The organism is Luteolibacter arcticus, from assembly GCF_025950235.1.
In the GTDB taxonomy this organism is placed as follows: domain Bacteria; phylum Verrucomicrobiota; class Verrucomicrobiia; order Verrucomicrobiales; family Akkermansiaceae; genus Haloferula; species Haloferula arctica.
In genome coordinates, this window is the sequence record NZ_JAPDDT010000034.1 from 1 (window position 1) to 12,029 (window position 12,029).

Consider the following 12,029-nt stretch of genomic DNA (forward strand, 5'->3'; position numbering starts at 1 on the left):
GTCATTGTTTGCAAGCAGCTACTAGAATGCCAGTAGTTCATCACGGCTCACAAATCCGCCTTAAGTTAGCGCCATTCAGGACCCCATGACCCCATTTTTTTCGGTAATGGACGGCTTATTCTTCACGCGCCTCTGTTTTGTTGGATTCTCTTTAGCTCGGCTCGAACAAAATGGCCGCATTGACATCCTCTAGGAGCGCCAAGGCTTCAGGATATGAGGGAGTCACTGTCAGGGCCAGTTCAAGACTCTCCTTTGCTTCCTTGAGCCTTCCAAGCGTACGCTGACTAAACGCCAGATTAAGCAGGACCTCGTCACGATCGCCCTCGCGATTCAATCCATCTTGAAGGACCTCAATTGCCTCATGAAAGCGCTCCTGAGAAGCAAGAGTTCCAGCCAAATAGACTCGCGGGACCGTGCTGTCATCAAGCCTGCATGCTTCGATCAAGGCCTGCTCTGACTCGGCGAATCGTCCCATCTCCTGCAAGGTCTTCCCCTTGTATAATGGGATGAGCCATTTGTGCTTGGCGGGAACATCAGCTCCCTCAAGCGATTGGTAGATAGCGAGTGCTTCTTTGCAGCGTCCCACCCTCCGCAATGCATCTGCATACTCGAACGATTGAAAGGAGCTCAATGCATCCAAGCTCTTGGATTCAAACATCCTGATCGTCTCCGTTGGCCCTAGTTCCTTACTGATCATGATTCCTCCTGTTAGGCCGCCGGACGCTCGCTCAATCCACCCGCTTGCCGCTTGCCGGATTGATCGTCACGGGCCAGCCGGGGTAGGGTTGGTTGTCGGGGGCGGGCTTGGTGGGGGAGGCCCAGTAGGGCCAGTTTTCGAGGCGGACCTTGCCGCTGGATGGATCCCAGGTGGTGAGGGTGTAGCCGACGGCGCGGTCGTATAGCCGGGCGGGTTCGCGGTCGATGTCCTGCGGGTTGGCGACGGCGTGGAGGGTTAGGTGGTTGCCGAAGGCATCGTCAAATTCGCCGGTCCACTTCGGGGCGCCGGTGCGGCGGTTCTTGCCTTCCGTAGAGGGCATCCAGCGGCGCGGCCAGGTATTGGCGGTGGCCGGCGAGCTGATCCACCACGGGCCATCGCCCCAAGCCTTGAGTCCGTATTGGCCGGTGCTGCCGAGGTGCTGGTCGCCGGTGATGTGGATGGCATGGGCTTCGGTTAGAAATTCGAGTGCTTTGAGGCGCGGTGCCTGCGGCCAGCCATTGGTATCGTAGTCCGGCTTGGGCTCGTCATCGGGGGCGTAGTCGCCGGCTTTCAGCACCGGGAGGTTCGGCACTTCCGCGTCCGAGCGCATGGCCCTCGGCAATGTCTGGGGGGCGCAGAACGGCGCTTGGGAAAGGGCGATGCGGAACTTCGCGCCCTTCGCCGGGCTCTTGGCCCAGCGCGCCAACCATGCTTCCTGACGACCGCCTAACAGATGAACCTCCTCCGCCGCGGTGCCGGCTTTCGCATCCCAGGAAATCGTCTGCGCCCAGCCATTCTCGATGCTGGCCTGCGGCAAGGAGACCTTGGGGGCGGACTTGAACTGGCGATCGGCCAGGATCACGAAGTCGAGCGGCCCCCACGCGTGGCGGGTGAAATAGACGCTGATGCCGCTGCGGCAGGGGGAGGGGTCGGCGGGGTCGGGCAGGTTGCCGGTCTGGGTGCGGTGGGCGGCATTCACGAACTCGACCGACATCTTGTAGCCGCCGCCGTCCTGGGCCGGGCCGCCGTAGCCCTTCGACACATCGGCCGATTCGCCGCCCGCGCCCCAGAGATTGCCGTGGAAGACATCATGATCGTCGGGGATGGTGATGGACGGCGTGTCACGCAGCAGGTCGCGCCAGGTCCAGCCATGCATGGCGTACTTGCGCAGGTAGGACAGCACCGGGCGATCGCCGGGCCGGTGATCGTAGATCAGCGAGTAGCCGCCAGCTTGCTCGTAGATCTGATCCCCGTGAAAGGTGATGAAGTCGGGGGCCTGGGCTCGGACGTTTTCGACCAGCTCCTTGTGCGGAAAGCCGGTGCCGTCGTTGCAGGAAAGGGAGGCGATCTTCAGCGGTCGGCCGTTGGCCGCGGGGCGGATGGTGCCCTTGTAGGAGTCGCCCGCGAGCTTCACCTCGTAGGGCATCGACTTGGCGGGATCCAGTTTCAGCAGGCGAAAGCGGGCAGTGCGGGAGATTGGATCGAGGGTCATCGATACGGGATCGCGGCCCGGCAGCAGGAGTTCGGCCTCGAGCTTTTCACTGCGGGCGAAGGGTGCGGCCTGGACGAGCAGGCAAAGGGTGCCGTCATTGTCCATCGTGTAAGTGGTCCAAAGGATGGGCCCGAAGGCGCGCTCGGGATGGAGGGCGAATTTCGCTCCGGAGAGCGCGAGCTTGCTGAAGCCGAAGCGGCCCTCTCCTTGTCGAGTCTGGGAGATCGCTTCGATTCGTGAGGGGCGTGCCGATGCTAGATCGACGGCCGGCGGCGGCTGGGTCGAGGAGGTCAGGGAAACCAGCCCCGGTAGCCAGCTGGCGTGTGCGGACGCGGTCAACGTACGGAGGATTTTCCCGGTCGCATCCTGGACCAGCAGGCTCAGCTTGTAGCGGTCGGCTCCTTCCGGCTCACCCTTCAGCTCGAGCACGATGCCGCGCAGGGGGAGGGGGAGCGGTTCGCCTTCCTGCTTCAAGTTCCCGAGGAAGGCGCGGCCGGAGAAATCGATGCCGGCGGCAAAGCCGGTGCCGGAGATCGCCGCTTCGCGGAAGTCGCCGCTTTCACCGCGAACACCTGCCTGGAAGCCGACGAAACCCTCGCCGAAGAGTTCGAAGGACACCTGATCGAGCAACACCCGCGCGGTGAATGGCTCGGCGGCCGGAGTCAGCTCGGCGGTCAGCACTGTGACATTGCGATTGCCGCCGGAGAAGGTGTTCTCCAGGCGCCCTTTCGCGAGGGTCCAGTCTTCCGCGGGATTCGCCCAGTAGTCCTTGCCCAGCCATGGCCGGGCGACGTTCGCGCCGATGTCGGGCACGAATGGGCCCTGGGCACCGGCGGGAGCGAGGGAGAGGACCAGCAGCGGGAGGAGCAGGCGGCAAATCACGGCTCGAAGGCTAAGGAAAGCCGGGGCCTCACCGCAATCGCGGATTGATCCGAACTCCACTCAGCCGCCGCTTTCCAGCTCCGACTTGGTCTTCTTCATGTACTGCTCGTCCCGGATCTTGCGCAGATACTCGAGATAGCGGCGCTGGGCATCCACATCCACATCCGCACCACCCGCTGCGACCACCGGGCCGGCTCCGCGAGTGGATTGCGGAGCCTTCTGGCCGAATTTCTTCCACGCGCCATACGGGACCTGCGCCGCCTCGACGAAGCGCCAGTGGCACTTCTGCCCGGACTGCAGGTTGAGGTAGTCGCGGACGGACGGCGAGATGTCGATGCCGGCCGCCTTGTTGGATGTGTTCTTCGGCCTCTTGCCGAGGAAGACGTATTCGAAATCGTCTGTCACCCACGGGCCGCAGTCTTCCCACTGGGCGTAGCAACTGTACTTGCCGTTGAAGATCTGCACCCAGCGGCCCTTGCACACGGTCTTGCCGGGCTGCGGGTTCATTCGGTTGAACCACGGGATCACCTTGCTGGCTTCCGGCTTGTGGCGCGCCCAGCCCTGCACATCGTTGTAGGGCAGGGCCACGTAGAAGGGATTGAGCTGCGGCGAGAAGCCCTTCGGGCGGAATTCACCGCTGCTGTGATTGGCGACGCGCGCGGCCGGATCGGGATTGTCGTAGCCGCCGAAATTCTGCGCCCATGCCTGGTCCCACGAGGATTTGTGGTTCGGCGTCGGGTTGTTCTGGGTCGGCTGCTCGCCGATCCAGAAGACGGTGGCGGTGATATTGAGCCGCCATGGATAGACTTGGCCCGCGGAGGGATTGACCGGTCGCACCGGGGCGGTGGGCCGGTTCGAGGTCGGGATGACCACCCGCGGCAGGTTGCCGGTGGTCTTCGCGGTCTGCGCTCCCAGCGTGGGGAGCAAGGCGACCAGCGCCGACAAAACGAGCCCGGCGGCTCGATCCGCTAGGCTTCGGGTATTGGCTTGGGGGGCTCGTCTTCCCATCGTTAAGTTTTATTAAAAACGTCGCAAAATGGTGTCCTTCAGGAACCGGTCGTCCGTGGCGGGGTAGTCTAGCGTATGGTGCAAGCCCCTCGATTCACGGCGTCGGATCGCGCAATCGACGACGAGGGAAGCGACCGCGACGAGGTTGCGCAACTCTAGAATGTCGGCGGTGACACGATGGCCCCAGTAAAACTCGCGCACTTCTTTTTTCAAATTACGCAATCGCGTGCCGGCGCGCCGCAGCCGGTTGTCGGTGCGGACGATCGACACGTAGTCCCACATCAGGCGCCGCAGCTCGTCCCAATTGTGGTAAATCACCACCAGTTCGTCCGGTGCGGTCACGTCGCCGTGGTGCCATCCCGGGACGTCCGGCGCGTCGTCGGTGTGCTTTTCCACGCCGTAGTGTTGGAGGATGTCATCGAGCGCGCGGCGGGCGGTGACGTTGCCTTCCAGCAGGGAATTCGAGGCGAGGCGATTCGCGCCGTGCAGGCCGGTGCAGGCGACCTCGCCGATGGCATACAGCCCGCGGATGGTGGTCTTGCCATTGATGTCGGCGACCACGCCACCGCATTGGTAGTGGGCGGCCGGCACGACGGGGATCGGCTGCTTCTCGCAATCGAGCCCGAAGCTACGGAGCTTCTCGTAGATGAAGGGAAAGCGCTCGCGCATGAAGCCCGCCGGCTTGTGCGTCACATCGAGATACACGCAGGGCGCGCCGGTCTTCTTGATTTCGCGGTCGATCGCGCGGGCCACGATGTCGCGCGGTGCCAGCGAGCCGCGCGGGTCGGCCTTCTTGGTGAAGTCCTCCCCCTTTGCATTGATGAGGATGCCGCCCTCGCCGCGCACCGCCTCGCTGACCAGAAAGGAGCGGGCCTCCGCGCCCATGGCTGCCGGGTTGTAGAAGCAGGTCGGGTGAAACTGGATGAACTCCATGTTCGCCACGCTGGCCCCGGCGCGCCAGGCCATCGCCACACCATCGCCGGTCGAGGAGTCGGGGTTGGTGGTGTAGAGGTAAACCTTGCCGCAGCCGCCGGTGGCGAGCACCACGCGATCGGAGCGGAAAATCTTCACCTCGCCGGTCGCCTTTTCCAGCACGTAGGCGCCGAGCACGCGGTCCTCCGTGACCACGCCGAGCTTGCCGGTGGTGATCAGGTCGATGGTGAAATGATTTTCCAGCAGCGTGATGTTCGGCGTTGCCCGCGCGGCTTCGACCAAGGACTCCGCGATCTCCCGGCCGGTGGTGTCACGGGCGTGGAGGATGCGGCGCTTCGAGTGGCCGCCTTCCTTGCCGAGAGCGAAGTGATCGCCCTCCTTGTCGAAATCCACGCCATGGGAGACTAGGTCTTCCACCGTTGAAGCGCCCTCGCTGACGATGGCGCGCACCACGTCTTCTTTGCAGAGCCCCGCGCCGGCATCGAGCGTGTCGGCCACGTGGAGCTTGAAGCTGTCGCCTTGGTCGCACAGTCCTTCCGGCAGCACGGAAGCCAGCCCGCCCTGTGCCCACGCCGTGTTCGAGTCCAAGGCAGCGCCTTTCGTCAGCACGATCACCGAACCGTGCTTCGCGGCACGGATGGCAAAGGTGAGACCGGCAATGCCTGCGCCGATCACCAGGAAGTCGCACGTCATGGGGGCGGAAGAATCGCTGCCTGAGGCGGACCGAAAAGCCGAAACACCGTCAAGGGTGGGAAAGGTTCGGAATTTACGAGTTTTTGAGGGCCGCTTTTGCGGAAAAGCACGTAATAAACTGTTTTAATCAGACTGATTACCTAATCTTCAAGGTAGCAAAAGTCACTCAATGGAAAAATTAGTGAGCAAATATGGCTTATTCCTTGCTTGTGGGGCGAAGCAGTCTAATTAAGCCGACCGACCTCAATGAACAACCAGACCCCATATACCAACCAACGGGACGTGCTCCTGCGTGCCGCCCTCCGCACCGGTATCTCCCACGGCCAGGCCGCATTTTATGCGGTCGTGGCGCTTTCCGGACCGCTCGCTGCCCAGAGCATCAGCGTCAATTTCGGCGCCGAGCAGGGCGGCGAAGTGTCGGAAGCATCCAAGACTGCCGGAGCGGTTCCGGTGGCCGGCAATTTTTGGAACAACACCACGGTCGCCGCCGGCACGCTGGGTGGCTTGTTGGACAGCAATGGTGCGACCACCACCGGCAGCGTCAGTTGGAATAGCGAGAACACCTATCTCTCGGCATCCACCGGAGCCACCGCCACGTCCGAGAACGGCGACCTGACCACCGGGTATCTCGACGACTCGGGGGCCGGTTGGACCATGGATCTCGCGTCGCCGTTCCTGCTCAACGACATCTACATCATCCACGCCACCGACCAGGCCTCGCCTGGCGCGATCTCCGCGGTGCGGGTGAACGGCTCTTTCTACAAGGGCGACGGAGTCGGCGCTACCATCCCCGGCACTGCCAGCCAGTCCTGGTCTGCCGCCAGTTGGACGAATGCCGACACGCTCGTCGAAAGCACGAACTTCATCAAGGTGCTCGGCCAGCCGGCGGTCTCGCTGTCTGGGGTGCGGGGAACTACCTCCCGCTCGGCCTTGGGCGGTGTTCAGGTCGTGAACGCCTACGCCGGCACGCTTGCCTACTGGGATGCCAACGGTGCCACCGCCGGCTTCGGCGATCCTATCGATGGCACCTGGGGTACCAACACCTTCTGGAGCGCCTCGGCTGCCGGAGACACCGCCACCACCGCTTGGACCGCGGGCCGCGCGGCGGTTTTCTCGGCTCCCGCCGTGGACACGAATTTCACGGTCTCCGTCACCGGCACCCAGGCTGCGGACGCCATCTGGCTTAAGCAGGGCCTCCAACAGCTCAACGGCGGCGTGATCAATCTCTCCGGCGGTCTCGGCCTGGTGCGTGCCGATGGCAACTCCCAGCTCGTGATCGGCTCGCAGCTCACGGGGACGGACGTCACCTTTGCCGGTCCCGTCTATCTCCTGAATGCCGCGAACAGCATCACCGGCCTTGTCACGGTGAAGAGCGGCACCACCACGCTCGAAGCGAACCAATCGTGGGCGCGGATCGCGGGCGGCGGCACCATCGCCACAGCCGGCGACAGCGTCCTGACGGTGGGAGCGACCAATCTCGACAGCAGCTACGCGGGCGGAATCTCCGGTGCCTTCACCAAGGCCGGTACCGGCACCCTGACGCTGGGAGCCAATGCCGGCGCCGGCGCGAGCTTCGTGATCAATGGCGGCACGGTGGCTTTTGATACCCGGGTCGGTGGCAACATCAGCGTCGCCAGAATGTTCACCGGCAGCGGAGCCGTTCTCTTCACCGGTGATGGCACCAGCGAAACGTCTGCCATCGTGCTCGCCCTGCCGGACCTCTCCGAGTTCTCCGGCCCTATCACCATCAGTGGAGCCCGAGTCAATCCGGTCGTTGGCGATGAGTTCGGCACCAGCGCCGTCAGCGTGCAGGCAGGCGGCCAAATCTTTGCGACCGCCGGAACGATCGCGAACAACCTCACCCTCGCCGGTCTTGGTACCACGGAAGCCGCCGGGCAGTTGGGAGCGGTTCGCCTGCAAGGCGGAGCGGCTCTCTCTGGTAACATCACTCTTCAAGGCGCGGTCCGCGTGAACACTTGGGGGGGCGCGGTCGGTTCGATCAACGGCCCGATCATAGGCAACGCGGCCTCCAGCCTGGAGAAGACCGGCACCGGCACCTTGACCATCGGAAGCACCGGCAACAGCGGCTTCCTCGGCAAAACCACGGTGGACGGCTCGGCGGGCAACGGCACCCTGCAGCTCGCCAGCGACACCTCGCTTGGCACCGCTCCAGCCTCGCCAACGGCCGATGCCATCACGCTGCTGAATGGCGGCCTGCTGCAGGGCACCGGCGACCTGGTGCTCGCTGCCAACCGCGGCATCACCCTGTCCTCCGGCAATGGTGGTTTCAACACTCTGACGGGTTTCACGACCACCGTGAACAGTCCGATCACCGGCGCGGGTAACCTGTCCTTCACGGCTGGCCCCGGCACTACGGTGCTCAACGGCAACGTCAATATCACCGGTGCGGTCAACGTGAACGCGGGCACCACCGCGACCTTCGCCGCCGCCTCCGTGGTTGCCGGCAGCCTGATCGGCTACTCCTCCACCACGAATCTGTCGGCCACCAGCGCCACTTTCGCGAACATGAACCTCGGTGCGGGCACCAACAATGCCCACACCGTGAACCACAGCTCGGGCATCGTGACTTCCACTGCCCAGGCGTTCATCGGCCACTGGGGCGGAAATACCTCGGTTTATAATATCTCCGGCGGCTCGCTCAACCTGCCAGACAACGTCACCGACCCGGGTGCCGAGAATCAGGCGAACCTGATCCTCGGCATCGATGGCTCCGGCATCCTCAACGTCTCCGGTACTGGCGTCGTCAACACCTCGTCGCTGGTGGTCAATGGCCGCAGCGAAGGGCACAACACCGGCGGGGCCAATCCGCAACCCGACACGGTGAATCTGACCGGCGGTCGCCTGAACCTCGGCAAGTGGGGCATGATCACCGAAGGCACCACCTACGCTGTGAACCTCGGCGGCGGCACCCTCGGCGCTTCCGCAAATTGGTCGTCCTCGCTGAACATGGCGTTTACAGGGACCAACGGCAATACGGTCATCAATACCGCGAACTCGGTGGATGGCACCACGCCTCATACGATCACCCTCACCGGAACGCTTTCCGGCGCAGGCGGGCTGATCAAGCGCGGAGCCGGCACCCTGAACATCGGCGGTGCCACCAAGACCTTCACCGGCGGCGTGACCCTGGAGGCAGGAACCCTGTTGCTCGGTGCCGGAACCGTTTCCGGCAACCTCGAACTGCTCGGCGGCACCTTCCAGCCCGGCACCCCGACCACGGCCGGCGTCTTGCAGGTGCCCAATGCCACCTTCGGCGGCTCGGGTCTCACCTTCCGCATCGGCTCGTCGGTGGACACGATCAACACCGGCAACGTCACGGTCAGTGTGCCCACGGTGATCACCGCGTCGCTGCTCGGGAGCCTGACTCCCGGCCAGGAGTTCACCGTCATCGATTACTCCGGCACCATGACCGGGTTCAGCAATCTCTCGTTGGCCGCCCTGCCCAATCCGCGTTATCAGGCCAGCCTCGTCCACGACACCGTGAACAAGGCGGTCAAGGTCCGGATCGACGCGATCGATTCCCTGATCTGGACCGCAGCCGCGGGAACGACCTGGGACTTCTCCGCCCAGAGCTGGAAGCTCTCGAGCTCCTCGGCACCGACGGCCTTCCTGCCGCTGGATACCGTGCTCTTTGACGGGACCAATCCCGGCACCATCACGCTGGCGGGTGCGCTCAATGCGACGCTGGTTACCGTGCAGACCCCCGGCAACTACACCTTCAGCGGCAGCGGCGGACTCGCCGGCAATGCCCGCCTGGTGAAGAATGGAACCGGCAGCCTGCGCCTTGAGAACACTAATACTCACGCGGGCGGTAATCAGATCAACGGCGGCACCGTCACCGTGGCTACGCCGGGAGCACTCGGTGCCTCCGGGAACGTCACGTCGATCGCCGCAGGGGGCACGCTGGACCTCAATGGCCAAAACCTTGAAACGACGCCGCAGGTGATCCAGTCCGCCGGGCTGCTGACCAACGGCATCGCCACCCGGGCCATCGTTCCGAGCTTCACCCTGACCGGCAATGCCGAGATCAACAGCAGCAATGAGATCTTCATCGGTGCCTCGGCCGGCAGCGCGGGCACCTTCAGCCTGGGCGGCCACACGCTGACGAAGAACGGCACCGGCACGCTGTTCCTCAACTCGGTGTCCTCCGGCAACGGCAACATCATCCTCAATGGCGGCACGCTTTACCTGATCAAGCCGTATGGGGAAGGAAACCAGCGCAACGTAGCCCTCAACGGCACGGGCACGGTCACGGTGAATTCCGGGGCCTCCCTGATCAACGCACGCTGGAGCAGCACCCTGGACCTGAGCAAGGCGATCGTCCTCAACGGCGGCAGCTTGGGCAGCGCCTGGCCTGGCCCGAATGGCGGCACCATCGCCAGCCCGATCTCGGTCACGGCGGATAGCTCGCTCACCTTCGGCGGCGGCTATGGTAATGTCACGCTGAGCGGCCTGATCACGGGGGGCTCGCGCCTCACCCGCACCGGTGGGGAGCAGGTGACCTTCACCGCCGACAATACCTGGACCGGTGGACTCACCATCAACTCCGGCACGGTGCAAGTCGGCAATGGCGGCACCACCGGCCTCATCGGCACCGGCTCGGTGATCAACAACACCACGCTCACCTTCAACCGCAGCAACGCCCTCACCATCGTCAACGCGATCGGCGGCACCGGTGCCGTGGTTAAGAAGGGGACGGGTGATACCACCCTCACCGGCGTCAACACCTACACCGGCAACACGACGGTGGAAACCGGCGCCCTGGTGCTCGGAGCCGCCGGCAAGATGAACTTCAAGCCCGCAGCCAATGGCATCAGCAACCGGATCACCGGTGCAGGTGCCGTCGATCTCCGTGGCAAGTTCACCATCGACCTCTCCACGGCCGACACCACCACCGGCAACAGCTGGACCCTGGTGGACCGGGCTGCTCTGGCCTTCGAAACCTTCGATGCCTCCTTCGGTCTCGATGGCTTCACCCAGGCCGCAGACGTCCACACCATGAATTCCGGAGGCTTCCTCTGGACCTTCACGGAATCGGACGGCGTCCTGAGCGTCCAGCCGGGAACCGGTGGCGGTGGCTATGACGGCTGGGAAACGGCGAACGGCATCGCCGGAGCCGGGGCGAACACCGACTCGGATGGCGATGGCATCGTCAATGGCATCGAGTTCGTCCTCGGCACCGTGCCATCGGGTCCGAATGACAGCGCCAGCCTGCCGAAGTTCACGGTCGATCCGACGGATTCGGCCTACATGCTCTTCGCGTTCAATGTCACGGACGTGTCGAAGCCGTACAACCCTCGCTTCGAATACAGCACCACCCTTCAGGCGGCTAGCTGGAGCGATGACCTGGGCAGCGGCGTGACCCAGCAGATCACCGAGATCGAGGAAGGCGTGCTCGAGCGCTGGACCTTCCGGGTTCAGAAGTCCGTGGCCGCTCCCGGAGGCAAGTTCTTCGGTCGCATCAAGGTGGATCTTCCGGTCACTCCCTGATCGGCGCCGGATCCGATTCAATTGATCCTTATCCAAGGCCGCCCGGTGAAAACCGGGCGGCTTTTTGTTTGGCCGTGCAGGGAGCTGGACGGACCGCCCATGGGGCTGCTTACTGCGTGAAAGGATACGCGATTTGAAAACAATGCGCTACCAGACTTGGCGACGTTCGATCACGTTGGGAGCTCTGCTGTTAGCGGCCTGCTTCGCGGGGGGGATCCTGTGCCGCGAGGAACGCTGGGTGGTCGTCTTCGAGGTCCTCTTATGGGTGGTCTGGGCCAGCTCGGTGGTGTTCCACGTCGTCGTGGCGCTCCTTCAGAAATTCGGGATGCTGGAATTCAGCTACACCGAGGCGGACAAGAACAGCTACCTCTACAATATAGAGAAGCTGCATCGGCAGATGAGCGAGAATCGCCGGGCTCGTAAGCGGGAGTGACTCGGCTCCCCATGGCACGCGGCATCTTGCCGTGAGCTTCCGTGCATGGCCTTGCCTTCCAGCGCCAACGGCGCGTCATCCCTCTGCCCCGGGCAGCGTCCGGGGTATCCCGTGTCGCGAAGATGGCGGCCTAAAGGGGCGCGATAGGGGGACGGCCGGTTTCCACCATCTTCGCATCGACAGGGGATTTACCCTAACAGCCCGTGCGATGATCGCGATCTTCTTGCCGGCTCCAACCCCTCACCTATATTGGGCCTTCAGCCCTCCCTTGGACTCTGCATCGATACCTAGGCCGATGGCCTAGGCTAAGAGGCTGTCTGAAAAATCATCTCCCCGCGGATTTTAATCTGTACTAGTTAGGTCAGGTATTGGAGAAGCTC

6 protein-coding genes are annotated in these 12,029 nt (G+C 63.6%); 2 read left to right on the forward strand and 4 right to left on the reverse strand.

All coding sequences use genetic code 11. The features are described 5' to 3' along the window. Positions 1-151: 151 nt before the first annotated feature. Genes OKA05_RS29145 through nadB form a run of 4 tightly spaced genes read right to left on the reverse strand, consistent with a single transcriptional unit; the run spans position 152 to position 5,705 of the window. Positions 152-697 (reverse strand): tetratricopeptide repeat protein, encoded by a 546-nt coding sequence (locus OKA05_RS29145; RefSeq protein ID WP_264490758.1) that lies wholly within the window; start codon positions 695-697, stop codon positions 152-154. 31 nt (positions 698-728) lie between these two features. After that, on the reverse strand, positions 729-3,071 hold the full coding sequence (locus tag OKA05_RS29150; protein ID WP_264490759.1) for an alkaline phosphatase D family protein: 2,343 nt from the start codon (positions 3,069-3,071) through the stop codon (positions 729-731). Positions 3,072-3,131: 60 nt separating this feature from the next. Then, positions 3,132-4,079 carry a hypothetical protein gene (locus tag OKA05_RS29155; RefSeq protein ID WP_264490760.1) on the reverse strand — a complete coding sequence of 316 codons (948 nt, stop codon included), beginning with the start codon at positions 4,077-4,079 and terminating at the stop codon, positions 3,132-3,134. A 12-nt stretch (positions 4,080-4,091) separates the two neighbouring features. Beyond that, positions 4,092-5,705: an L-aspartate oxidase gene (nadB, locus tag OKA05_RS29160; RefSeq protein ID WP_264490761.1), complete on the reverse strand. Its 1,614-nt coding sequence runs from the start codon at positions 5,703-5,705 to the stop codon at positions 4,092-4,094. A 246-nt stretch (positions 5,706-5,951) separates the two neighbouring features. On the opposite strand from nadB, the gene OKA05_RS29165 reads away from it, so the two are divergent. Continuing rightward, complete coding sequence (locus OKA05_RS29165; protein ID WP_264490762.1) at positions 5,952-11,216, forward strand: beta strand repeat-containing protein; 5,265 nt, start codon at positions 5,952-5,954, stop codon at positions 11,214-11,216. Positions 11,217-11,358: 142 nt separating this feature from the next. Further along, a complete protein-coding gene (locus OKA05_RS29170) occupies positions 11,359-11,649 on the forward strand; it encodes a hypothetical protein (protein WP_264490763.1) in 291 nt (96 codons plus the stop codon). Positions 11,650-12,029 lie beyond the last annotated feature (380 nt).